The sequence below is a fragment of the Sulfitobacter sp. TBRI5 genome (assembly GCF_051013555.1).
Lineage (GTDB): Bacteria > Pseudomonadota > Alphaproteobacteria > Rhodobacterales > Rhodobacteraceae > JL08.
In genome coordinates, this window is record NZ_CP112884.1 from 1,464,757 (window position 1) to 1,488,095 (window position 23,339).

Genomic DNA, 23,339 nt, shown 5'->3' on the forward strand with positions numbered 1-23,339 from the left:
CTGTTATTCGGCCGCCACAGCCGCCGCCGCGTTGAACTGGTCAAGTATGGCCGCCGCTGCATCGCGCCCGTCCTTGATTGCCCACACCACAAGGGATGCCCCGCGCACAATATCGCCCACGGCATAAACCCCCGGCAAAGCCGTGGCGCCTGTCGTGAAATCTGCCTTGATGGTGCCCCAGCGTGTAACTTCAAGTTCTGGCTGGTTCCAGAGTGTGGGCAGGTCTTCCGGTTCAAAACCCAGCGCCTTGATCACAAGATCGGCGTCTTCGACATAATCGGCGTCTTCGATCACTTCGGGGGCCTGACGCCCTGTTGCGTCCGGTGCGCCAAGACGCATCTTTTGCACCATAACACCTGTCACGGGATCGCCTGCAAAACCTTTGGGCGCGCTAAGCCATTCAAACACAACACCTTCTTCTTCGGCGTTCTGCACTTCGCGTTGTGATCCGGGCATGTTGGCGCGATCCCGCCGGTACAGACACTTGACCGACACAGCCCCCTGACGGACAGACGTGCGGACACAATCCATTGCCGTGTCGCCGCCGCCAATCACGACAACCCGCTTGCCCTGGGCATTCAGCGCGCCGGAATCGAATTCCGGCACGGCATCGCCGAAACTTTTGCGGTTGCTTGCCGTCAGGAATTCAATCGCGCTTACAACACCCTCTGCGGCGCTGCCGGGGGCCTGCAGATCGCGTGTCTTGTAAACGCCGGTCGCAACCAGAATTGCATCATGGCGCGCGCGCAGGTCTTCGAACGAAATGTCTTCGCCCACGTTGCAATTCAGCTCAATCTTGACGCCGCCTTGTTCCAGCTGTTCGTTGCGGCGCATCACCACGTCTTTTTCCAGTTTGAAACCGGGAATACCGTAGGTCAGCAATCCGCCTGCGCGGTCATAACGGTCATAAATAGTGACTTGTATGCCGGCGCGGCGCAACACATCCGCCGCGGCCAGACCGCCGGGGCCGGCACCGATAATTCCAACGCTTTCGGCGCGTTCCTGACCCGGATCAATCGGTTTGACCCAGCCTTTTTCCCATGCCGTATCCGTTAGGTACTTTTCGACCGAACCGATTGTAACTGTGCCGTGGCCTGATTGCTCGATCACGCAATTGCCTTCGCACAGGCGATCCTGGGGGCAGATCCGTCCGCATATTTCGGGAAAGGTATTCGTGGCCTGGCTAAGCTCGTAGGCTTCTTGCAGACGGCCTTCGGCAGTCAAACGCAGCCAGTCGGGGATATTGTTGTGCAGCGGGCAATGGGTCTGGCAATAGGGCACCCCACACTGGCTGCACCGGCTTGCCTGTTCCTTTGCCTTTTCGTCGGCATATTCGGCATAGATTTCATCGAAATCGGCGCTGCGCGCTTGCGCATCCCGCTTTTCGGGCATGATCCGCTCAATGTTCACGAATTTAAGCATGGGCTGTTTGGCCAAATTTCCGACTCCCCTTGGCGATCCCGACTCGGTCCAGTGTCTTTAAAACACCTGTAAACGATAAAAAAGTCAGTAATAGTGACCTAGTTTCAATTATTTTGGCTTCCGGCACTGCGCCTGTGGTCAAAAATGCAAAATTTAGGTAACAAATGTGACCTAAATGCTGTCTTTCCATTTGAACAAAAGAACTTATACGGAGGGCAGGCAGTAGACGTGTGCGAAAGCTGAACGGTATGACTTTGTTCAATTTGATAATTGTAGCCCTTGTCCAGGGGGTGACCGAGTTTTTGCCTGTGTCGTCTTCCGGCCACCTTATTCTGCTGCCGTCACTGACCGGGATGAACGATCAGGGGCAGGTTATCGATGTTGCCGTTCACGTCGGATCGCTTGTGGCGGTTGTGATGTATTTCTGGACCGACGTGAGGATGGCCCTGCATGGCCTGAAGCGTCTGGCCGTCGGCAAGGTTGACACCGATGGCGCCATACTTGCGTTCTGTCTGTGTCTGTCCACACTTCCGGTTGCGGTTGCGGGCCTGATCATCGCGGTGGCCGGATGGGAAGAACACCTGCGTTCTGTCGCACTGATCGGGTGGACCATGCTGATTTTTGGTGTGGTTCTGTACTGGGCCGACAGAACCGGACCAAATGCTAAAACCAGCGCGCACTGGACAGCAAAAGATGCGGTTGTCATGGGATTGTGGCAGGTGCTTGCCCTGCTTCCGGGAACATCTCGATCGGGCATAACGATCACCGGCGCCCGGCGTCTGGGCTACAAGCGAGAGGACGCCGCCCGGCTTGGCATGTTGATGTCAATCCCGACGATCCTTGCCTCCGGCTTTCTGGTCGGAGGGGAAGTGTTCGCAACAGCAAATGTGGAAACCGCCCGCGCCGGTGCGATCGCAGCCGTATTTTCGTTTATCGCCGCTTTGGTGGCGCTGATGCTGATGATGCGCCTTTTGCGCAGTGTCAGTTTCACGCCCTACGTGATCTACAGAATCGCCCTCGGGCTGGTTCTTCTGGTCATCGCCTATTCCTGAGCGCGCATTTTCACCGCGGATTCCTTGATGGTGTCATATTGCCCGGACGGACGGAACCGCCACAGATAATCCGGCAGCACAGCCTCAAGCGCGGTGGCTTTGATCCCCAGATCCGCCAATCCCTTTGCGCCTTCGGAAACAATGTTGTCATTGCGCAGATTGCGCACCTGATCGCAGGTGATCTGGGCCGGGATCAACCCGAACGACACAGTATGGGTCATGTCAAAGACAAATCCCATGATCGATGCGGCCCAGAACGGTATGTTCAGAACCAGCCGGCGCCGGCGGATGACACCCAGCATCTGGCCCATCAATTCACGGAACGTGCTGACATCCGGACCGCCCAACTCGTAAACACCGCCCGCAGCCTTGCCTGTGGCACCCAGAACGGCGGCCTGCGCGACATCATCGACATAGACCGGCTGGAACAATGTATCCGCGCCCACAACGGGCAGAACCGGGCCAAAGCGCGCCATGCCTGCAAACCGGTTGAAAAAACCATCCTCGGCCCCGAACACAATTGAAGGACGCAGGATCATCGCATCGGGCATGTGTTTCAGAACACCCGCTTCGCCCAGAGCCTTGGTGCGGGCATATTCACTGTCGGATTCTGTGTAGGCCCCGATGGCAGACAGTTGGACAAGACGCGATACGCCTTCGGCCGCAGCCAGTCTGGCGACACGTTCGGCGCCTTCGGCCTGTACCGTATCAAACTTGTTCTTGCCGGCTTCCGCCAGAATACCCACGCAGTTGATCACCGCATCGGCCCCGGACATTGCGGCGGCAACAGACGCGTCATCGCGGATGTTGCACAGGATCGGTTCGACCTGTCCCACGACGCCGTAGGGTTTCACAAACATCGCTTCGTTCGGTCGCCGCACCGCCACGCGAACACGCCAGCCTTCTTTTGCCATGCGCCGCGCAACGTATCGGCCCACAAAGCCGGACCCGCCATAAATGGTGACCAGTTTGGACATCAAATGCTCCTGCGTTTCTTGGTTGCCCAGATGTATCGCCCGCACGCTCTGCAAACAAGGCGCAAAAACGCCGCTGTCCGGCAAGGCAGAATTAAACACGCGGATGACAGGCAAAGTTTTGGCCCGGTTTGCCTGCCGTGGTGGCAGTGTGAATAATCCGGAGAAAAGGCAATTGACACGTCTGCGTCACCATCGTAAACGCACATTTCACGACACCGGCCCAGGTGGCGGAATGGTAGACGCGCTAGCTTCAGGTGCTAGTACTCGCAAGGGTGTGGAGGTTCGAGTCCTCTCCTGGGCACCATATTTTCAGCATAAGTAATTGCTTTTATTTAAAAAAATTTAAATAATAATTTTCGTATCCCCCTAATTATACACCCTATGCATGTTGATGCCCGCCGGTTTGGGTTATCTCATTGCTTCCCCCAGAACAGCCAATTCTCGAGCCTGCATGTTCACCAATTTGCGCATCTCCACCGCGCCACCGCTTCGGCCACCCTGCTTCCAGTTCGGGTGCGATTTTTCGTGTTTTCCCCGCCGCCCGCATCATGCATCCGGCAAACTATCCAGTCACGGCCATCGGGGGCTGGCAACAGTGACACTCCCAGCCCATCACGCGTGCCCGTGTGGCCAATGTGTTCGCAGATCCGCGGCCTGCATTATCGCCCATCAGGGGCGATGAACGGCCAATCCTCCGACTGAATGACCATGGTCGTCATCATGAGGAATCGGTGATCTGCTGAAAAATTGCTGAGATTGCTGCTTCACCTCCTTTGCTCTAGTTTCGAAACACATCCCTCAGAGAGGACATTTCAGAATGCTCAACGAAAGCATTTCGACCGTGAAAGAGCTCGCTGAGTATCTCAAAATCGCTTAGATAGTGGCCTACCGGTTCGCATCTGAGGGGAAGGTTCCCGGGTTCAAGGTGGGAAACGCATGGCGGTTTCGCAAAAGCGAGATCGATCGTTGGATTGCTGAGCAGGAACAAGAAACAAGAATGGGAGCAAAAATGACAGGTGAAGAACAACGCAACGAATTGCACCGCCAAATCTGGGCCACCCGCCACGCTCGGCTCCGGCTTAAGCTTGCCGAGATCGATCACAGGTAGGATGATGCGTGTGCGTCGCAGACCCAATTGCCGGCAAACATTAACACTAACGGTTGCGGCACGTTCGCGACGCGTTTTGATTCAAGTCTTACAAGCCACCGAGCAATTTTCATTGTCGCCTTCTTCCAATGCCGCCACGCGTGCTTCAAGTGTGCTTGTTTCCAACGTGCGGCGGTAAGTCTCCACAAGCGCCATGATATGCGAGCCCTCTTGCGGGGTCAGGTCACCAGCCGCCACAGCGTCCAGAACCGCGCCCGCTGCCTTGGCTGCATCGGATGCTGATTGCATGGGGGGCAGGGAAAAGCTTACAGGGGCGTCGCGTCTTGGCGGAGCGATGCGTTCAAGGCATAGGCGCAGCGCTGTTGTGTCGCCTTCTAGCGCCATTGTCACGGCTTGGCGGCTCAGTGCTTCGGCTTCACCGTCCAGTAGCGCCAGCGCCGCTTGTGTCGCCTTGTGGCGGGTGCCCCTTGGCTTGCCGGGATTGCCGGGCGCAAAGGTGCCATCCGTATTGCGTCCGTTGTTTCGGTGCGTCATGCGTGGCTCTGTACCAAATCTGCCGCGCGCTTAATGGCTAGCAGGTCATCGTTGGAAAGTGATTGCGGAAAGGTTCCTGCCACTTTTGCATCCTCTATCCGCGCGCACAGGTCCGGGGGCAGGTCGAGGTCAAGCTGCTCGCATGCCCGAGGGTCTGGGCGATTGCGTTCAAGCTTCGCGATGCGTGCGCCGATACGTGCCATTTGCTAACCTGCTAACTGCGTTTTGCAAATAAAGCAATGGCCGCCAATGTGCCTGCACCCGACGCATTGCCGTCAGCGCCGGAGATCCAACGCAGGGGCTAGGTTTTGGACCAGCGGACGGCCCAACAGCCAAATGCCCGCTTCCATCAGCACCGGACCTTCGCCGCGTCATGGCGCAATGACTGAGTTGCGGACAAAACAGACAGCCTCCGCTATCTGCTACCGATCTGGTGACAAGTTTCGAATACCGCTGCCTCCTGCGGCGTCCCGTCGTTCGCTGTCGCATGTTCAACGAATGTTGGCAGACCTGCGGGAATAACGGTGTCTGACCGCGCTACACCGAGGAAAATGTGCTTTGAGGAAACCGGTTCGATCGTAAACCAACACGGATCATCAAAGGTTCCAGCATATACACCGACCGCGTCAGGAAACCTCTCGAAGCTAAGCCAAAGCTTGGTGCCGCAGTCGGGGCAAAAGTGAATGTGAACCACTTTGCCAGAACCCGCAGACACTTGATCGTAAGTAGAGGGCGAGCCCTGAAGCAGGGCAAAGTCCTCTGCTTCAAAAATCGGCTCAACCATATAGGCCGATCCGGTGGCTTTCTGACAGAAGCGACAATGGCAGACTGTAACCCGGCTCGGTTCTGCCAGAGTTTTATAACGAATGGCACCACAAAGGCAGCCTCCCTCATGGCTTGTCATTTCTCCATCCCCCATAACCTTCGATTGCGACTGTCTATGAATGCCGGCCACTCAAACTTCGCACAACTCCAAATTATTACAATGGAAAGATTCCCAGAACGTCGCCTTTGGGCTCGATGCAGTCATTCGACTGTTCTTATCTGATGACCGGTTCGTCGCGTTAAGCAGCCGCTCACAACCGGAAATTCGAAGTTTTGGTTCTAAACGACTGCTTTCACCAAGACCGGACGTTCGCTGCGGTTGCGACGTATGTCTCGATGCAGTCATTCGACTGTTTTTCTCTGACGACCGGTTCGTCGCGTTAAGCAGCCGTTCATGACTGGAAATTTGAAGTTTTGTTTATGAACGACCGCTTACCACAAGAGCGGACACTTACGAAAAATTGGTCTACTTCCGCTCTGCGGACAAAACTGCCTTTGAAGGTTTTGTGTTTGAGGCCAACTTCGACCATGGCGGACGGCGAATTGAAAAGTTCATGGGCCCTTTTGGTCTCTAGCAAATGCTACTCCCCGAACCAACGCACTTCGCGATCCTTCGCAAAGGCTTCCTTGTGCTTTCGCCCCTCAAGCGAAGGCGGATTATAAACGACCGTCAGCTTTGGCCCGCTCAGAAAATCTGCATCGGCCCAACTGACTCGGCCATCGCCGAATTCGACCTGACACTCTTCGCTGCCTGTGTTTGGGGCTGCTTCGCCACCTCTGATCTTTGACAGAATGCCGCTGGCAACTGCACTGGCCTGACTTTCGGCAAATGAACCGGCCTTGGGCAAACCGGTTTTTGCAGCGTCTCCCATCGCATAGACATCGGGAAAGGCTGTTTCCATCGAAGCAAGGTCAATGGAAATCCAATCGCTTTCAGTTAAAGCGCTGTCGCGGACTACTTTTGGCGCAGCGTGCTTTGGCACACCAAGGAACAAGTCAAACGGAAGCTGTTCCCCGTTGTCGAGAGTAGGCCCGCAAATCAGTCACTGGTGCTGACCGCGGCGAATGACCGGTGAGAGCCGATTTTGTTCTCTAATCTGTCAATATACTTTCTCACTCTGCGGGTGGTTTAACGTCTGAGGTTGCCTGGGTTCTCTTCGAGCTCACGGGCTCATGATGGGGTTGGCTGGGTGTGGATCGGCAAGGTTGAAACCGCGATCAGATTGGTCGTCTGCTCTGTCGCTACAAAATCGGCGCCATGTTCCACGCCCTCCCTCGGGCGTCCTCCCGTGTAGGAACTGTGATATAGGAATCCTCTGCTGCTCAGGTTCTGGTCATACGGCCCGGAAGTCAGTCTGATCGCGCATCATGGCATGCAGGATGATCGCGAGCCGTCTTGCCAGCGCCACCCGCGCTTTTCTCATTGTCGAGCGCTGCCCGATTGCGAGCGCCCATGACTTGAGTTTGAGCGGTGCCGCATATCGTGTGAGCATCACGTTCGCGGCTTCATAGAGCAGCGTTCGGACCCGCACGTCGCCACATTTCGAGATACTACCGGTATAGTCGACCTCGCCGGACTGGTGGCGTTTGGGAACCAGCCCGAGATAGGGCCCTACATCTCGCGAGCGTTTAAAGCGTGTCGGATCATCAATGGCTGCCGCGAACGCCAGTGCCGTGATCGGGCCAACGCCTGGCACTGTCATGAGGCGGGTGCAGATGTTTGATTTGCGCGTCATCACTTTGATATCGCTGTCGATGGCGGCCACGGCCGTCAATATCGCTTCGCGCGCCGCAAACAGACCTCGCAACGCTGCATGCAAACCGGGAACGCCGTCGCTGACTTTGAGGGCAGCGTCCTTGAATGCAGGCGACAGAGCCCGTGGCAATCGCACACCAAACACGACAACAAGTCCACGGATCTGATTATCGATGGTCACGCGTTGTCCGACCAGCTTCTTGCGCGCCGCGATCAGCGAGCGGATCGCATGAGCGGAAAGCGATTTGACATGGGTCGGTTTGTAGAACCCTGTCCGTGCCAAATGCGCCAATCCACGCGCGTCGTTTCGGTCGGTTTTATGCCCAGCTAGGGACTTCAGTGCCTGATAGGCTTGGCGGCTTTCGATGCAAACAACCGGGACACCAAGCTCCGTCAGGCCGTGGTGGAGCATTGGAGCCATCCGCCCAGTCTCAAAAACAACTTTGGTACATGTGGGTCCGGCGGCCAGAAACGCGGTGATCGCCTTCGGTGTCGAGGATGCTTTTCCTTCCAGGATAAGCGCCCCGTCTCGATCAAGAATGCAGATATGCGTCTCTTCCATGGACACATCCAAACCAGCAAAATATTCCATCGGTCGGTCTCCTTTTCAATGATATGAACATCAAGAATAACAGGCATCGATGCGCGCTGGTTCTGATTACGCCATGTTGAAAAACTCGAAAATTCGGCTCCCTCATTTTTCCGCCAATTTCCAATGCTTCATCAAAGTTGACTTTAATTGCCAAGAGCAGGCCATGACATGCCCTCACATCGCCGAACCGGTGTTTTGGCCGACCCCCTAGCCAAAAATCTCGACGGCTTCTCAATGGACAAAATTTTCACTGGTTTTCGGTAAAAATGGAGTTTTTCAACACAATCAGCCCAAAGTTCCCCAAAATCTGTGTCGCAGCGAACGTCTGCTATCGCGGGACACCCAAAAACTTCAGAAACGGCTTCGGTTATGAGCGGGTTTTTGAAATAACTTGAATGACGGCTGAAGCTGTCGTTTGCGATGCTTCAGGTTAGGTTTGGTTTTGCACCGGAATTTTTTCAAGCTATGCCGAGAGCCCGGTTGATGGCAGGCACTGCGGACACGAGTCCGATCCGCTGGGCTTCGTCCCGTAAGCGGTTGAGCGTGGCTACCGCCTCATCATCGCGCGCGCCTTGCTCCCATGCGGTAAGCCCGCGCGCCCGCGCCGAGTAGTATTCCGACCATGGGAGAGTTTCGCCCGGCGGAAACGCCGCAAGAGCATCGGCATAGCGGCTGACATCGTTCCAGTCGCCCCGATCAAGCATGACTTCGATGGCATCCCGGAAGAAAAAAGGTTGGTTATGTCCGACACAGCCGCTTTGGATGATCGCTTCGGCTTCTGCCAGCGCATCATCTTGTTCATTCGTATCTTTTGTAATTCGAGAAAGATGTCCCAGCATTCTGGGTCCACCGAAAGAGAAACCCAGTTCCCGCGCCGCTGCGATCGACGTTCTGATCTTGGAAAGTGCCTCAGCCGACCGGCCCTGCGCATTCAGCCGGACACCCATAAATGCCATCGCTTCTTGGCTGAAACGCACAGATCCGAGCTTTTCTCCAAGAGCCGAAACATAGTTCCCGTACTCTTCGGCCGTCGACCAGTCGTTCAGTTCTGTAGCGGCGAACAGGCAGGCCGTCGCGGCGTTGAGTTCGGCCCTGTCATGTCCGACGCGGCGCGCTGCCTCAATGACCGTTTTCCCAAGTTTAATGGCCTCACGGAGTTCGAGCCGAAAAATTTTAGTCTGGCATATCTGCGCGGCGTTTGCGACTTCCGTGCGACCGAAAGCGTGCTCTCGACAGATTTCGACACATTCGGAAAGCACGTCATGTGAAGTGCTCATACGACCGGCTACGTAGGCCGCGTCGCCTAGCCCGCCCAGCCCGCGCGCCTCCCCTTCGGCCGATCCGATTTGCCTTGCGAGATCGATGCTGTGTCTGTGACTGGCTTCGCAGCCAGTGATGTCGCCTTTCGGGAACAACAGATTACCCCGCAAATGATGCAGGCGCATCAGGACGTCCTTGAGATCTTGCGCTTCGGCGATTGGTTGCGCCTCGTCCACAAGAGCAAGCGCTTCGTCTACGCGTTCAACGATGCGCATTGCTTCGGCGATACCCAACAGGGCGATGCTCCGTTCCGTTTGGTTGCTGTGCCTGGCAAGCGCCTTTTGCCAAGCGTCAATCGAACGCTCCGGTTCACCAAGCTCTCGCAGAAGTTCGCCTAGCATTGCGTTGAGGGCAAAAACGGTCGACGGCTCCACCGCAAGCGCCAGGCCGCGCTCTGCCAAGCGACGGGCGTGTTCGAGCCTGAGAGATTTTACCTGCGCCTCGGCCGCTGCGCGGTAGGCTTCGGCGGCACCCTCATGCCCGGCCTGTTCCAGATGTTCGGCACGCAATGGCAGATCGCTCTCTTTAAACCAATCTGCTGCGGCGAGGTGCAGCTCATTTCGTCGGGATCTCAGCAGCGAGCCATATATGACATCCCTGACAAGCGCATGCACGAATAGAAAATCTTCGCCTTGCTCCCGGACAAGCTGGTGCAGTGTAAGCCGTGAACAGTCGTAGCCGGTATCGTCAATCAAATGCTGCAACGCGACAAGGGTGAAGCGCTGACCGAGAACCGATGCGGCCTGAACGACAGCCTTGTCTGCGATCGGCAGCCTGTCGATGCGCTCCTGTACGATGCTCTGAATCGAACCGGGAACCTGAAACTCGCCGGTTTCCTCGGCACTCCGAAGAAGCTGTTCGAGGAAAAGCGGGTTGCCTGCAGCCCGTTCGATGCAGGTTCGTGCGAACTTGTTTGCCGTACCGACAAAGTTTGCCGCCATCCCCATAGCGTCGGCAGGGCTCAGCGGACCGAGATCAAAGGTCATGAAGGACGTGCTGGCGATCTGACCCCGCCAAGACGGACCAAGCGGATCGCCTTCGATTCTCGAAGTCAACACAATCAAAATGGAGGCGTCAGAAGCGCCACGACCAAGTTCGGCGATCTGCTGAAGCACGATCTTTTCCGCCCAGTGCAGATCCTCAAAAACGATCAGTCGTGGACGTTTGTTACTCAAGTGGCGGGCCAGGGTGACTACCGTCTGCAGCTTCCCGACATTGCGAGTGAGATTGTCCATCGCATCGTACATTGCCTGGCTCTCCGCCGACTGCGGCAGATCGAGAAGGTCGTTGAGGTGGGCCTCACTTTTTTCCGAAACTGCTCCGTCGGAGATTGTCTGCCGCATTGCCGCCTGTCTGCTTTCCAGATCACCTGCGGCGGGCAGGTCGAGGAGACTGCGCACCAAAATCCGCACAGGGTCCTGTCCCTTGCCGACACCGAAGTCGAGGATCTGAGAGCGATGACAGACGAAGCCGCGATCAACAGCGAGGCGGCAAAATTCAGTTGTCAGACGGGTCTTTCCGATTCCAGCATCGCCCCGGATATGGATGAGCTGTCCCTGTCTGGCGTCCTCGCAGGCTTCAAGTGCGATCCTGAACTGCCGGGTTTCTGCCAATCGGCCTACGAACGGGCGTTCAGGAGGCGCATCAGACGAGTTTTGGCTTCCGTGCACTGAATAAACACGAACCGGGACGGCCAGTCCCTTCACCGAGATTTCTCCCATATCAGTTGCTGCGAGTGCGGTTCCAACAGCCCGACGGACTATTTCAGAGACATACACATCGCCTGCCAGCGCCTTGTCTGTAAGCCTTGCGGCAAGGTTCACGGAATCTCCGGTTACCGTGTAATGGCTGTCTGATCCGAATCCGCTCGCTACGACTTCTCCGCTGGCAATCCCTATATGGGCCTCCAAAGGGCGGCCAATGCGCTCCGAAATGCCGGGCATTGCCTCCTGAATCGCGACTGCAGCCCGGACGGCTCTTTCCGCGTCGTTCCCATGCGATACTGGCGCGCCGAATACGGCCATCACGCTGTCGCCGACATGCTTGTCAACTGTTCCTCCGAAGTCGCGGATGAGTCCATCGACTACTTCAAAATACACAGCAAGTAACTCATGCACTTCCTCAGAATCTATTGACGATGACAGTCTGGTGAACCCAGACAAATCAGCAAACAGAACCGTCACTTGCCGTCGTTCGCCCGTGTGTTTCTGCGCAATTACCCCAGGGTCCTGCGCACCAACTGCAACGGCCTCATCTGGTTGATCATCAGCACCGAGGCTTGCAATCGCTTCCAGTAGCTTGCGTCTGTGTCCCACCGCGGTGACACCGATATCCTTCAGATCATCAGCCGTTAGATGAGCGAGCACCTGCCCATCGACACGGTTCTCCTCAAAGGCGAAGAAATATTCGCCAAGCCCGAGACCTTCAAGCCAAGCGCGTATATCGATCTCCATGCGGACGATATCCTTAGTCTGTTTGTTGTCTGTACCAGAAAATGTGTCGTTGGGTCTATTGCGAAGGGTCAAAAGGCCCGGTCGACGACGTCAGCGAGCGTTCGAAGGCGGCTGAATGCGCCATTTGGAAAATCTGAGCGAACGACCGCAAAGTCCCGCAACTCGGTCATTGCGCCATAACGCGGCGAAGGTCCGGTCCTGATGAAAGCGGTCATTGATGCTTTTAGTTTGGCCAGTTTGCGGAGGTTCTGGGCGGTAGCTGCGAGGGTAAATTCGTCTTGGACACCGCAAGGGCCACGTAATCGGAGCCGTCCGAGGCCGAGGATGCGTTTGAGATGGGCGAAGAGCATCTCGACTTTCTTGCGTCGCGCTTGAGCTTTCGGATTGAACTCGGAAGCGGTGCATTGGCGTGCAAAATCTCTGACGACTTCATATTTCTCGCGATGGACTGAACGCGTTTCGGCTTTGGGACAGCACTTTGCCTTCAACTCGCATCCTGAGCAGTCAGACTTCAATGCCCGATAGTTTCTGGCCTTCCAAACAGGCGCATTCCGTTTTGGATCAGAATAGGTCCGCCAAGTGTGCCGCATCGCTGCGCTAGTTTCAAGCGGTATTCATCCCGGATGGCGGCGACCGTGGTCGCGGTTTCGGCAAGATGCACCGCGGCGCTCACCGCTGCTGGCGAATAGCCGAGAGTCAGCAAAAGCCATGTCGATGTCAGCCCGTAGGCCATGCCTAGCGCGCCCTCGACCATCTGCGCCGCGAAGCCCACCGCAGCAATCTGCCAAAAGTCCTCGATCATTGCTCATAACCCTGAGTCCCGGCATTATGTTTGCGTGATCGCGTCGCCGGGGCTTCCCAGGTTCCGTCACAGTCGGAATAGTCCATCTCGTCTGAAGGCATCTGCGTGTTGCAGAGATAGGCAGCATCGAGCGTTGTCCGCTCGAGCTGAGCCTCTTCAAAGACGGCACCGCGCAGGTTGGCACCCTCGAAGGACACATCGCTGAGACGGGCGCCGGCGAAGTTCGCTCCACTCAGATTGGCACCTACAAAGCTGACGCGCGACAGAACGGCATTCTCGAAGACCGCGACACTCAGTTGGGCACCGTCGAAGACCACGTCCGCCAGGTTTGCCCCCCTTAGGTCGATGCTTGTAAGGCGGTATCCGCTGAAGTTGCCGCTCTCAAGCTCACAGCCAGAGCAACGCCCGAGCGCTCGCATCTCGGGCGGGACAGTCAGTGTTTCAGCGGCAACCGAAAGTGTGCTTCCGATCAGGACGACCAGTACAAGTGAAAAACTGAACGTACGCATACGAAAGGCCTTCTTAGTGCAACGACCGTCTGGGAACGGTGGATCAGAAACAAAACGCACCGATCAGGCTGCAATCCTGTGAGACGGTGCGTCATGGCGGTGCACCGGTGCCGGTGAAAGCGGTGTCACGTTGTCGGGCCCGACCCTGTCGCGGTAAGTCTCTTTCACCAGCCTCCGAAACAGCCAAATGCTTGCCAGGACCGCCGCGACAGCTATCAGATCAGCGCCCGCGGAAACCAACGCAATAATGGAAAAACCGCTTGTCAGCGCTTGCCAGAGCCCTGCAATAGCCGCCGTGACAGCCAGCGGGAACAGGCCCGTGAGCAAGGAGAGAAGAACCATGGCAAGCATCTCGCTGCGCAGCCAGCTCGAAGGGCGCGCAAGGATGTTGCAGTAATAGATCGTGCAGATGAGGGCGAGAGTGGCGAGGCTGGCGGCGAGTGCGACGGTGTGGTGCATGTCAGGATCCTTTCGGGATATGGCTGCGACTGCATGGGTCGGAGCGGTCACGTTGGGGAGTGTTCGGCGGCGACCAAGGTCGCGTCCGCGGACTTGCTCGACCGCCAGTCGCCGAGGAAAAGCAAGATGGGTGCCGCGATGAAGACCGATGAGCCCGCGGCGATGACGATGCCGAAGGCCATGGGGATCGCGAAGCTTTGCACCGCCGCGCCACCCCAGATCGCCATGGGCAGCATGGCGACGAGGGCGGTGACAGAGGTATAGAGCGACCGCGCCAGTGTCTGGTTGATCGAGAGGTCGATCAACTCGCGAAGCGGCATGGTCGGGTGCAGCCCGATGTTCTCGCGCATCCGGTCGTAGACGACCACCTTGTCGTTGACCGAATAGCCGATCAGCGTCAGCAGGGCCGCAATCGCAGTGAGCCCGAAATCGAGTCCGGTCAGGGCAAAGAAGCCCACCGTCTTGGTGATGTCGAGGGCCAGCGTCGCGATGGCACCTACGGCGAAGGGCCAGTCAAAGCGCGCCCAGATGTAGATCAGCATGGCGAGGCTTGCCGCACCCACCGCCAGGATGCCGGCAACGGCTAGCTCGGCGCTGACGCGAGGGCCGACGATCTCGACGCGTTCGAAACTCGCGTCGGGCGCATCGGCGGTGACGGCCGCACGCACCTGGTCGGCGGCGCGGGTCTGAGCTGCTTCGCCGCCTGGCTGCTCTTCAACGCGGATCAGCAGGCTCCGGGCCCAATCGGATTGCTGCAGCGATACGTCTCCGAGTTCCAGTGCCTCGACCGAGGTTCGAATGCTCGCCACATCCGGTGTGGCGCTGAAATGCGCCTCCACCAAAGTGCCTCCCCGGAAATCCACGCCGTAATTCAGGCCTGGAGTGACGAAGAGCACCAGTGAGGCGACCGAGAGAACCAGCGACAAACCCAGTCCCGCGAACCGCATTCGCATGAAGCGGAACGTCGGCGTTGCCTTCGCACGCAGAAACCCGAGCGGAGCCCGGATCTCGAAGGTCTTCGGCTTTCGCGTCCGCAGGTAGATGTCCATGGCCGAGCGCACGACCGTGACCGCCGTGAAAAGCGAGATCAGAATGCCAAGTCCCATCGTGACGGCGAAGCCTTTGACCGGACCCGAGCCAAGCCAGAACAGGAGTGCGGTCGCAATGAATGTGGTAAGGTTGCTGTCCAGGATCGCGCGATAGGCGCGGTCGAACCCGGCTTGTACGGCCGAGGCGGCACGCTTGCCCCGCGCGGTTTCCTCGCGAATGCGTTCGTTGATGAGCACGTTTGCGTCAACAGCAAGGCCCATGCCCAGGATCAGGCCCGCGATACCCGGCAAGGTCAGTGTTGCACCCAGCAGGGTCAGCGCAGCAATGGTCAGGACCACGTTCAGCAGCAGTGCGCCGGTCGCGACGAGGCCCCATCCACCGTAGAGCAGGATCAAAACCGCGGCAACGAGCCCGAAACCCGCAAGCCCGGTCCAGAGGCCGCCAGTGATGGCATCTGCGCCCAGATCGGCGCCGACGGTTCGTTCCTCGATCACTTCAAGCGGCACGGGCAGCGCGCCCGCCCGCAGGAGCGCCGACAGGGTCGTAGTCTCTTCGATCGTGAAATCGCCGCTGATTTCGCCGGACCCGCCCAGGATCGGTTCGCGGATGACAGGTGCGCTCAGCACCTTACCGTCGAGGACGATTGCGAAGGGCTGACCGACGAGCGCTTGCGTAAGCTCTCCGAAAATGACCGCACCTTGGGTGTCGAAGCGGAAGTGCACCACGGGCGCGCCGGTTTCGGGGCTGAAGGCGGCGGAGGCATCCGCGAGCCGCTCTCCGTCGAGCGCGTGCCGCGCATCCACCACGACAGAACCAGATCCATCGGCCATGGGCAGGCGCAGGGTGTCTGCCGCGAGCGCGCGTCCGCCGCCAGGATCAGGAGCCAGTCGATGGAATGTCAGTTCTGCTGTGCTGCCGAGAAGCGACCGCAACGCCGAGGGGTCGCTCACGCCCGGCATCTGCACCAGGATGCGGTCCGTTCCAAGGCGCTGGATCGAAGGTTCAGCGACGCCGGCCTCATCCACGCGCTTGCGCACGACCTCGATGCTCTGGGCCATTGCATCGGACTGCGCTGCCTCCAGCGCAACGTTTCGCAGAGCAAGCCGCAGCGTACCGGCGTTCGCTTCTGTAAGATAGAAGGCCGGTTCTGTGGCGCTGAGGGCGCCGCGCTGGAAGGTAGGGAGCGCACTCTCAACAGCGGTTCGAAGAGAGGATGCGGGGCCATTCGGTTCGCGCGGACTGATCACCAAGTCCTGACCTTCAATCTTCAGGTGGACAGCGAGGCCCGCCGCCTCGAGCGCCTCGCCGATTTCTGCACGCGCGTCGGCCAGCATTTCGTCGACCAGCACCGTCTCGTCGGCCTGCAGCGTCAGCGACGCGCCTCCGCGAAGGTCGATACCGAGTGCTACCGGTCGGTCGGGCAGCCATGCAGGCAGCGCGCGAGCGGTCTCGCGTGGCAGGAAGGTTGGCAGCGCAAGCGCGATTCCAACCAGGATCACGATGGCATAGAGGACGAACCTCCAAACAGGTGTCTTCACGTCAAATCCTCAGGCGTTCCGCAGGGTCGGGGACGCGTCGACAGTCCGTCGCGGGTGCATCACGCGGACGCGATTTAGCGACCCTTGATGATCCGCAGCGGAACATATTTGAGATCAGATCGCGTCAAGCAGATTTCAATGGGGCAAAGTTAATTCAGGCGGGACCAAGCAGGAAACGGCCGGACAGAACTGAAGCGTTGTGGCAAAAAAAAACGGCGCGGTTACTTCAACCGCGCCGCTGGGTTAGAAGGATTGCGCCAGACTATCTTGTCGAGGGCGCACAACCCCATGCTTAAATCCTGAACTCAATCAGTAATTCTGGATCTATCGTGTCTGGGAAAATCTCTTCGAGAGGCCGGAGAAATCTTTCCGGTGTCCGCGCCATAGGGTAGTTTCCCTTCAACCGTCGCGATGCGCTACTTCTTTGTGCTCCCGCTCGCAGTTTGGGGTCCCTGCGGGCCGGGCTGCGCGCCTGGTATCTGTTTCGGCTTGGGTTTGGATTTTGGATCAGCCATCGCTGTTCACTCCTGATACAGAGCGATGAGTCGCTCTGTAGAAACAGCTTCCTCTGAATTCGACACTTGTAAATGAACATTAGCGAGTGGGTGACAAGCCGTCCGTTTCGGGTGAGCGCTTTCCTGCCAATGCCGACGGTGCTTTCGTACGGTTTTCATAGCTCGGTACAGTCATCGCTGCCCCAAGTCTTCGAAACGTAACTTGCGCCCCTTGTGCAGCGATGTTTCCCTCCCAACTAAAGAGTTGCTCAGGTTCCGATCTTGCGCCGACCCAAAGGGTTGGTGTCTCTGACAGCCTCTGCGGGCGGGTCAACTCTGGAGGTGGATCTTGGATCTTCTGACGCTCGATTTTCTCGGCAAGCCACTCTGGACCTGGGCGCTGTTCCTGTGCCTCGTTATGGCTCTCTTGGTCTTCGACCTTGGCGTTCTGCACCGAAAATCCCACGAAATCGGCATTCGCGAGAGCCTGTTGCTTTCGGCCTTCTATATCAGCATCGGGCTCTTGTTCTCGCTCTGGATTTGGCAGTTCATGGGCGAACGGGCGGCGCTCTTATACCTGACCGGCTTTGTCGTCGAAAAGAGCCTCGCGATGGACAATATCTTCGTCATCGCGATGATATTCACCTATTTTGGCGTGCCCCGGGCCTACCAGCACCGGGTGTTGGTTTACGGCATCCTCGGCGTCATAATTCTGCGCGGGATCGTGATCGGCGTCGGTGCGGCGGTGGTCGAACGTTTCGAATGGGTGCTTTTGGTTTTCGCCGCGTTCCTGATCTTCACTGGTATCAAGATGCTGCGAAATGGAGATGCGGAATATGATGTCGCATACAATCCGATCCTGCGCTTCATGCGCCGCCGGTTCCGGGTCACGGACGGCTTGCAGGGCGAGCGCTTTTTTGTCCGACAGACAGTAGGTTCAGTGGGAAAAACGGCCCTGTTCGTCACGCCGCTATTCCTGGCGCTTGTCATGGTCGAACTGGCGGACGTGATCTTCGCAGTCGACTCGATCCCGGCTATTTTTGCGATCACGACGGATCCCTACATCGTCTATACCTCGAACATATTCGCCATTCTCGGCCTCCGGGCGCTCTACTTCGCCCTCTCGGCAATGATGCACCGCTTTGTGCACCTCAAAACGGCCGTGTCGCTTGTGTTGGTCTTCATCGGTGCCAAGGTCATCGGGGCCGAGGTGCTGGGTATCGAGAAAGTGCCGGCTGCGCTCTCTCTCGGTGTGACCGCCACATTGCTGATGGGCGGTATCGCGCTGTCGCTATGGCAGACGCGAAAGTCCAATGCAGCGATGCCTTTAGCGGTCAATCCGGTTCAACCGGAGTGACTGCCGTGAACGCCCCAACGCCGCTTCTGAACCCGCAACCCGGCCGCAAACTCTCTGTGGTGCTGCGGGACCTGTCGGTCGGGAACGGTGAGCAGATTTCGGTCGGCGATATCGTCAGCGCCCTGCGCGACCGCAGCTTCGCCCCGCTCATGGTGATTTTCGCTGCGCCGAACGTCTTTCTTTTCATCCCGGGCTCGTCAGTCTTCACTGCGGTGCCGCTGATGTTTCTCGCCGTGCAGCTCATCCTCGGACGTCCGGATGTGTGGCTGCCACGTTTCGTCGCCGACCGCGCTATCGAGCGCGCGGCCTTCGAGCGGATCGTCACGGTGTCGGTTCCCTACGTCGAACGCGTCGAACGCCTTGCCAGACCGCGTTGGTGGCCAACCTCGCACCTGCTGGCCGAAAGGCTCATCGGTATCGCGGCCCTCATACTTGCGATGTTCCTTTTCCTGCCCATTCCCTTCGCCAACGGCTTGCCTGCGTTTTCTATCATCATGCTGGCACTCGGCCTCAGCGAGCGCGACGGCTACTGGTTTGCCGCTGGGCTTCTCCTAACCCTTTTCTCGACCGCTTTTGTAACCGGTATGGTCTTCCTCGGCGGTTTCGCGATTTTGGAGCTTCTGTTCAAATGACACATGCGATGAACAGCGATGCCAACTGCAAAAGACCTCGACCCACTTGTTCCTGACCTTCCCGAAGCCAGTGAGCGGAGTTAAACACACATAGCGGGTCGATGCCCGCTAGTTTTCGCCGCGTTTAAGGGATGAACCGGTCTTGCCGGAGGTGTCCAAGACAAGCGTTTGAGAGTTGGGTTGATCACGATATGGACGGGAAGAGACTACCCTCTTAGGGGCGCTTGTCAGCGGGCGGTCAGCCAAACGCAAGGATGTCGCTGAACTTCAGACAGTGCTGGCCATTGTTCCCATGTTGGCCTCGGCTGTGCTGCCGTATCTCTGGTGCCGCCGACGTGGCTGGCTTTGACTTCGCCCACTCGTCTTCAAATTCACGCTGGCTTTATGTGGCAGTGACTGCAGGGACAAAACGCTTTCCCCTATTTTGGTAATGCACTGAGCGGAGATTGGCCGAAGAGACCGTAGGACTGAGAAATTTGTATCGAGGATCTCACGGAGCACTTGAACGCCGATCAGGGAGTGCTGATTTCAAGTGTACTCGAGGGAATTAATCCTTCGAAGTTTTCAGGAGAAAACGAATATGCGTCGTGTAGCAGTTGGTACCATGATGGCCGCTCTGATCGCGGCTCCGGCCTTCGCCCTTACGGTTTCGGACGTCGATACCGATGGCGACAGCCAGATTTCCTTCACCGAAATGGCGGTGAAGTATCCCGACCTGACCGAAGAAGCATTCGGCGCGGTCGACACAAGCGGTGACACTTTGGTGGACGAAGCGGAACTCGCGGCCGCACTCGAATCCGGGATGATCGAGGAACCGACCGAGTAACTTTTCTCGGTCAGGTTTTTCGCACTCAATCGAAGGATTGATGAGATGGCTGTGAACATGCATGCGCCCAAGATGACCAACTGGTGGGTCTGGGGCGGAGCCGCAGGGGCCGCAATCGTCGTGATTGCCGCTCTGGGCTACGGGTATGATTGGTTCGGCGGCGGGGCCACCGATGAGGTGATCCCTGCGATCGAACAGACCGCGCCCGTAACTGAGTAAGCCTCAAAAGCTTAAAAACAATACCTCCGGCGGACAAAATTCTCCGGGGGTATTTGTCTCGGTTATGTCGTTATTCTGGAGCCTATCTTTTTAATGGCCCGTGACGCTGGCAACGACTAACGTGGTCAAATGAAAGCGGAATAGCAGACCGCGTCAGGTATCCGGAATCCATTAAGAGCTAGGAAACTAAGTGTTCGATATATGGCTGCCGCTGGTCGGTGGTTTTGTCCTTTTGGTTGTGGGTGGCGATCTGCTCGTGCGCGGCGCGGTTCAGGTGGCCAGCCGTTTTGGCGTCTCTCCACTCGTCATCGGGCTCACGCTTGTGGGGTTCGGCACCTCGACCCCGGAACTTGTGACTTCGGTTCAAGCCGCGCTGATCGGCGCGCCCGGAATTGCCTACGGCAACATCGTTGGCTCGAATATTGCCAATATCCTGTTGATCCTCGGCGTTTCTGCAATCCTGTACCCGATGGCCATAGCCTCCACGGCGTTGCGACGAGACGGAGCGGTGATGGTTGCAGTTGCAGTCCTGTTTACGACAGTTGCAGCCACGATGCCCATGGAACGCTGGTTGGGTGTGGTTTTCATTCTGGCGCTTGTCGTCTATGTCTACATCGCCTTTCGGCAGGAGAGTTTGGCAAATACCAAGCCCGACCACGGGGCAATCTACGACAAGAGCGTGGCACTTCAGTCGGTGGATCCCGGTACCGTACCGCCGATGAAACCATCCGGATCGATCATGACACCGCTACTGATAACCGTGGGTGGTCTTACGCTTGTCGTTTTGGGCGGAACCTTCCTTGTCGACGGGGCAGTCGCCCTGGCGGGGTCCTACGGTATATCGGAGACCGTAACTGGCTTGACCATCGTCGCTGTCGGTACATCCTTGCCGGAACTCATAACATCCGTTTTTGCAGCAATTCGTAAGCAAGCCGATGTAGCGTTCGGCAACATCGTGGGCTCGAACATCTACAACATCCTGTTCATCGGCGGCGCCACGGCAGTGATCGCGCCAGGCGAAGTTCCGGCCGAAATTGCAAGTTTCGACAACCTCGTCATGGTCGGCGTCTCTGTCCTGATCGTTGTCTTCGCATGGACCGGCCTGAGGATCGCGCGATGGGAGGGCGCGGCGCTTTTTGCAGGATATTTGGGCTATCTTTACGTGCTCTGGCCGTGAATAGGCACTGCATCGGCAGATACGGTCCTCCATTTGTTTTTCGTTTTAGTGACCTGAATTCACTACTTCCTATATTTCGAACTCGCTCTTGTTTTTCGCATTGAACGTGTCCATTTCTGCAATAGGCGAAACGCTTTGGATCGCCACATCTCTTATGGAGAAAAAAATGAGTAGAGTCGCCCTTGGTGCTCTTCTCGCGACCTTCGTAGCCTTCTCGGCTCATGCCATGAGTGCGCAGATCGATACTGACGGGGACGGAAAAGCATCCCTCGTTGAGCTTCAAACGGTCTTTCCCGAACTCACCGAAGATCTGTTTCTGGAAATCGACACCAATGCCGATGGCCTGGTGAATGATGAAGAAATGATGATCGCGGTTGAAACCGAGATGATCCCCGATATCGAAACGGACACGTAACCCCTGGCCTTGGAGATTGTGCAATGAACAAGCATGACAAGTTCAGATGGGTCTACGCATCTCTGGCCCTCTGGCTGATCGTCTCACCTTTCCTGCTTCTTGGCGGTGAAAGATCGCTGATGAACGCGAGGATCAAGCGACCACTTATGCCTCCTACACACGCGTTAAACCGTGCGTCTGTTATTTTTCCACACTACAGAGGTGCCCGTTGGTGTCTCCGTCAATTGCTTGTATTCAGGCAACCGCTGTCCATCCAAAGTTTGAATGCGTCTTCAGGAAAGGCACTGCCATATATGAACTTGGCACGACAAGCGTCGCTGAGAGTGTCAAATGCTTGCTCTGGAATATTCCTGATATTCAGGAAGTATAATCTTTTTGATTTCAGGCCGCTTTCTTCTCCAAAATCCACGTCATAGTGCAGAGTAACTTCACCCCCATCCCTATCAATTGAATCAAAAATGCGCGTGAAGTCCTCGTAATTTTGGGGGATCTTTTCAAGATCGTCCCAACCATCCAAGAAAAACAGCAACAAGTCGGCATCTTTGATACTTTCGCTTTTGGGGTCATCATGCAGATACCCAAGCTCATCGGCCTGCTGGAACGTCAATTCGAATTCACTTGATCCCGGCCAAGCTAGAAAACGAATTTTTGCCTCCTTTTCGATCAAAAATTCCTTCTGAAAATTCGACATTTTTTCATCACTAGCGAATGCGGATTGAACAAATGCTGTCACATTCACTCCGGTCCAAAAACAAAGAGCAATAAGGAATCGAAAGTTTTTGAAACAAGTTTCACCAGCGGTGCAATTCAAGCCAAACCTCCGTTTTTCAACCAAAAAATTGCAGTTGAATTGTTCACGATGTCTTTCTCATCCTCGCCAAAATTCGAGGTTTCTCAAAGTGACCATTTCAGCGTTTTGTTGATTTCAACGCCGATGGACGGATCGGCGCGGTCCATCGGGGCGCGCAGGTTAAGCCATCTTGCTTCGCCGCTGGCGGCGGCCATCATGGATTTTAGCGCGGGGATCAGACCCGCGTTCTGCACGGCCATACGGTGTGCATCGATTGCGGGTGTCAGTTTTTTGGCCGCAGATGTTTCACCGGCCAGAATATGATCCTGATACTGGCGGATTTGTTTGATGTTGGTGTTGCAGGTTGCCGAAATGCATCCGGCGATGCCAACCGCTGATCCCTCGGCCAATCGTGTTTCCGATGCCGGAAAAACAGCCAAACCCGGTGCGGCGGCCAGAACGTCCAGCGTGTTCTGCCAATTGCCCGAACTGTCTTTGTAGGCGCTCACAATATCGGGAAACGCGGTGTTCAGGCGCGCCGAAAGCGCTGGTGTCATCGCCACGCCGGTCATTTGCGGGATGTGATACAGGCAGATGCGCAAGGCGTCTGATCCGACACCTTCGATCAGATCACTGAAGTACCGATAAAGGCCTTCATCCGTGGTCGCGCCCGCGTAATAATGGGGTGACAGAACCATTGCGGCGGCGCAGCCAAGATCAACGGCATGGCGGGTCAGCGCAATTGTGTCTGGCAGGGCGCCAACGCCTGTACCGGGCATCATTTTCGACGGGGGGACATTGCCGGTTGCCACCAGATCTTCCAATATTGACATGCGTTCCTGCATGCCGTTGCTGACAGCTTCGCCGGTTGTGCCGAACGGGGAAATATAGTCGGCCCCGATTTGCAGCTGCCATGCCGCATGCGCCAGATAAAGATCGCGCGCGATGGATTGATCATCGTTGTAGGGTGTCAGGATCGGTGTGACGATGCCGTGAAATGCGCCTTTGGACATTCTAAAACCTTTTTGTAGT

The 23,339-nt window shown here is 56.9% G+C and carries 22 protein-coding genes, 1 tRNA gene and 1 pseudogene; 9 read left to right on the plus strand and 15 right to left on the minus strand.

The window, feature by feature from the left end; all coding sequences use genetic code 11:
* Positions 1-3: 3 nt before the first annotated feature.
* Positions 4-1,437 carry an NAD(P)-dependent oxidoreductase gene (locus OLX72_RS07465; RefSeq protein WP_433990165.1) on the minus strand — a complete coding sequence of 478 codons (1,434 nt, stop codon included), beginning with the start codon at positions 1,435-1,437 and terminating at the stop codon, positions 4-6.
* A 233-nt stretch (positions 1,438-1,670) separates the two neighbouring features.
* Here OLX72_RS07465 and OLX72_RS07470 point away from each other — a divergent pair, with 233 nt between their 5' ends.
* Complete coding sequence (locus OLX72_RS07470; protein WP_433990166.1) at positions 1,671-2,474, plus strand: undecaprenyl-diphosphate phosphatase; 804 nt, start codon at positions 1,671-1,673, stop codon at positions 2,472-2,474.
* Here OLX72_RS07470 and OLX72_RS07475 read toward each other — a convergent pair.
* Positions 2,465-3,451 (minus strand): complex I NDUFA9 subunit family protein, encoded by a 987-nt coding sequence (locus tag OLX72_RS07475; protein ID WP_433990167.1) that lies wholly within the window; start codon positions 3,449-3,451, stop codon positions 2,465-2,467. The two genes, OLX72_RS07470 and OLX72_RS07475, sit on opposite strands and share 10 nt — an antisense overlap.
* Before the next feature lie 218 nt (positions 3,452-3,669).
* Between OLX72_RS07475 and OLX72_RS07480 the strand changes: the two genes are divergently transcribed.
* Positions 3,670-3,755: transfer RNA gene (locus OLX72_RS07480), tRNA-Leu, on the plus strand.
* Between the two features lie 621 nt (positions 3,756-4,376).
* On the plus strand, positions 4,377-4,559 hold the full coding sequence (locus OLX72_RS07485; RefSeq protein WP_433990168.1) for a hypothetical protein: 183 nt from the start codon (positions 4,377-4,379) through the stop codon (positions 4,557-4,559).
* A gap of 81 nt (positions 4,560-4,640) precedes the next feature.
* On the opposite strand, the gene OLX72_RS07490 is transcribed toward OLX72_RS07485, so the two are convergent.
* From OLX72_RS07490 to secD, 11 genes and pseudogenes are all read right to left on the minus strand, one after another.
* Positions 4,641-5,093, minus strand: coding sequence for a DUF5681 domain-containing protein (locus tag OLX72_RS07490; protein ID WP_433990169.1), 453 nt, complete (start codon positions 5,091-5,093; stop codon positions 4,641-4,643).
* On the minus strand, positions 5,090-5,296 hold the full coding sequence (locus OLX72_RS07495) for a hypothetical protein (RefSeq protein ID WP_433990170.1): 207 nt from the start codon (positions 5,294-5,296) through the stop codon (positions 5,090-5,092). Before OLX72_RS07495 ends, OLX72_RS07490 begins: the two co-directional genes overlap by 4 nt.
* 212 nt (positions 5,297-5,508) lie before the next feature.
* On the minus strand, positions 5,509-6,012 hold the full coding sequence (locus OLX72_RS07500; RefSeq protein ID WP_433990444.1) for a GFA family protein: 504 nt from the start codon (positions 6,010-6,012) through the stop codon (positions 5,509-5,511).
* Positions 6,013-6,499: 487 nt separating this feature from the next.
* Entirely contained in the window at positions 6,500-6,820 is a 321-nt protein-coding gene (locus OLX72_RS07505) for a hypothetical protein (RefSeq protein WP_433990171.1), read from the minus strand.
* Between the two features lie 432 nt (positions 6,821-7,252).
* On the minus strand, positions 7,253-8,266 hold the full coding sequence (locus OLX72_RS07510; protein WP_433990172.1) for an IS110 family transposase: 1,014 nt from the start codon (positions 8,264-8,266) through the stop codon (positions 7,253-7,255).
* A 458-nt stretch (positions 8,267-8,724) separates the two neighbouring features.
* On the minus strand, positions 8,725-12,039 hold the full coding sequence (locus OLX72_RS07515; protein WP_433990173.1) for an ATP-binding protein: 3,315 nt from the start codon (positions 12,037-12,039) through the stop codon (positions 8,725-8,727).
* A gap of 224 nt (positions 12,040-12,263) precedes the next feature.
* Positions 12,264-12,563 (minus strand): annotated as a pseudogene (locus OLX72_RS07520) (transposase); the annotation flags it as partial.
* Entirely contained in the window at positions 12,551-12,841 is a 291-nt protein-coding gene (locus OLX72_RS07525; protein WP_433990174.1) for a hypothetical protein, read from the minus strand. The gene OLX72_RS07525 and the pseudogene OLX72_RS07520, both read right to left, overlap by 13 nt.
* The gene (locus tag OLX72_RS07530; RefSeq protein WP_433990175.1) at positions 12,838-13,350 is read right to left on the minus strand and encodes a pentapeptide repeat-containing protein; all 513 of its coding nucleotides are present in this window, start codon (positions 13,348-13,350) and stop codon (positions 12,838-12,840) included. The genes OLX72_RS07525 and OLX72_RS07530 overlap by 4 nt, the downstream gene beginning before the upstream one ends.
* Positions 13,351-13,413: 63 nt before the next feature.
* A complete protein-coding gene (locus OLX72_RS07535) occupies positions 13,414-13,809 on the minus strand; it encodes a hypothetical protein (protein WP_433990176.1) in 396 nt (131 codons plus the stop codon).
* A 47-nt stretch (positions 13,810-13,856) separates the two neighbouring features.
* Complete coding sequence (gene secD / locus OLX72_RS07540) at positions 13,857-16,397, minus strand: protein translocase subunit SecD (RefSeq protein ID WP_433990177.1); 2,541 nt, start codon at positions 16,395-16,397, stop codon at positions 13,857-13,859.
* Between the two features lie 843 nt (positions 16,398-17,240).
* On the opposite strand from secD, the gene OLX72_RS07545 reads away from it, so the two are divergent.
* The 6 genes from OLX72_RS07545 (at position 17,241) to OLX72_RS07570 (ending at position 21,517) form a co-directional block, all read left to right on the plus strand.
* Entirely contained in the window at positions 17,241-18,248 is a 1,008-nt protein-coding gene (locus OLX72_RS07545) for a TerC family protein (RefSeq protein WP_433990178.1), read from the plus strand.
* 5 nt (positions 18,249-18,253) lie between these two features.
* Positions 18,254-18,880 carry an exopolysaccharide biosynthesis protein gene (locus tag OLX72_RS07550; RefSeq protein ID WP_433990179.1) on the plus strand — a complete coding sequence of 209 codons (627 nt, stop codon included), beginning with the start codon at positions 18,254-18,256 and terminating at the stop codon, positions 18,878-18,880.
* 604 nt (positions 18,881-19,484) lie between these two features.
* Positions 19,485-19,706 carry a hypothetical protein gene (locus OLX72_RS07555; RefSeq protein WP_433990180.1) on the plus strand — a complete coding sequence of 74 codons (222 nt, stop codon included), beginning with the start codon at positions 19,485-19,487 and terminating at the stop codon, positions 19,704-19,706.
* 45 nt (positions 19,707-19,751) lie between these two features.
* A complete protein-coding gene (locus OLX72_RS07560) occupies positions 19,752-19,925 on the plus strand; it encodes a hypothetical protein (protein WP_433990181.1) in 174 nt (57 codons plus the stop codon).
* Between the two features lie 190 nt (positions 19,926-20,115).
* Entirely contained in the window at positions 20,116-21,102 is a 987-nt protein-coding gene (locus OLX72_RS07565; protein WP_433990182.1) for a calcium/sodium antiporter, read from the plus strand.
* A gap of 166 nt (positions 21,103-21,268) precedes the next feature.
* Positions 21,269-21,517, plus strand: a complete 249-nt coding sequence (locus tag OLX72_RS07570) for a hypothetical protein (RefSeq protein WP_433990183.1) — start codon at positions 21,269-21,271, stop codon at positions 21,515-21,517.
* Between the two features lie 220 nt (positions 21,518-21,737).
* On the opposite strand, the gene OLX72_RS07575 is transcribed toward OLX72_RS07570, so the two are convergent.
* Positions 21,738-22,250 (minus strand): hypothetical protein, encoded by a 513-nt coding sequence (locus OLX72_RS07575; RefSeq protein ID WP_433990184.1) that lies wholly within the window; start codon positions 22,248-22,250, stop codon positions 21,738-21,740.
* 161 nt (positions 22,251-22,411) lie between these two features.
* Positions 22,412-23,320 carry a dihydrodipicolinate synthase family protein gene (locus OLX72_RS07580; RefSeq protein ID WP_433990185.1) on the minus strand — a complete coding sequence of 303 codons (909 nt, stop codon included), beginning with the start codon at positions 23,318-23,320 and terminating at the stop codon, positions 22,412-22,414.
* Positions 23,321-23,339: the final 19 nt, after the last annotated feature.

What these genes read in the sequence shown, in the direction of transcription:
- OLX72_RS07500 (WP_433990444.1), bottom strand. Translation starts at nt 6,012, where the DNA reads ATGGGGGATGGAGAAATGACAAGCCATGAGGGAGGCTGCCTTTGTGGT.
- OLX72_RS07560 (WP_433990181.1), top strand. Translation starts at nt 19,752, where the DNA reads ATGGCTGTGAACATGCATGCGCCCAAGATGACCAACTGGTGGGTCTGG.
- OLX72_RS07470 (WP_433990166.1), top strand. Translation starts at nt 1,671, where the DNA reads ATGACTTTGTTCAATTTGATAATTGTAGCCCTTGTCCAGGGGGTGACC.
- OLX72_RS07525 (WP_433990174.1), bottom strand. Translation starts at nt 12,841, where the DNA reads ATGATCGAGGACTTTTGGCAGATTGCTGCGGTGGGCTTCGCGGCGCAG.
- OLX72_RS07490 (WP_433990169.1), bottom strand. Translation starts at nt 5,093, where the DNA reads ATGACGCACCGAAACAACGGACGCAATACGGATGGCACCTTTGCGCCC.
- OLX72_RS07570 (WP_433990183.1), top strand. Translation starts at nt 21,269, where the DNA reads ATGAGTAGAGTCGCCCTTGGTGCTCTTCTCGCGACCTTCGTAGCCTTC.
- OLX72_RS07535 (WP_433990176.1), bottom strand. Translation starts at nt 13,809, where the DNA reads ATGCACCACACCGTCGCACTCGCCGCCAGCCTCGCCACTCTCGCCCTC.
- OLX72_RS07555 (WP_433990180.1), top strand. Translation starts at nt 19,485, where the DNA reads ATGATGGCCGCTCTGATCGCGGCTCCGGCCTTCGCCCTTACGGTTTCG.
- OLX72_RS07495 (WP_433990170.1), bottom strand. Translation starts at nt 5,296, where the DNA reads ATGGCACGTATCGGCGCACGCATCGCGAAGCTTGAACGCAATCGCCCA.
- OLX72_RS07530 (WP_433990175.1), bottom strand. Translation starts at nt 13,350, where the DNA reads ATGCGTACGTTCAGTTTTTCACTTGTACTGGTCGTCCTGATCGGAAGC.
- OLX72_RS07510 (WP_433990172.1), bottom strand. Translation starts at nt 8,266, where the DNA reads ATGGAATATTTTGCTGGTTTGGATGTGTCCATGGAAGAGACGCATATC.
- OLX72_RS07505 (WP_433990171.1), bottom strand. Translation starts at nt 6,820, where the DNA reads ATGGAAACAGCCTTTCCCGATGTCTATGCGATGGGAGACGCTGCAAAA.
- OLX72_RS07475 (WP_433990167.1), bottom strand. Translation starts at nt 3,451, where the DNA reads ATGTCCAAACTGGTCACCATTTATGGCGGGTCCGGCTTTGTGGGCCGA.
- OLX72_RS07580 (WP_433990185.1), bottom strand. Translation starts at nt 23,320, where the DNA reads ATGTCCAAAGGCGCATTTCACGGCATCGTCACACCGATCCTGACACCC.
- OLX72_RS07515 (WP_433990173.1), bottom strand. Translation starts at nt 12,039, where the DNA reads ATGGAGATCGATATACGCGCTTGGCTTGAAGGTCTCGGGCTTGGCGAA.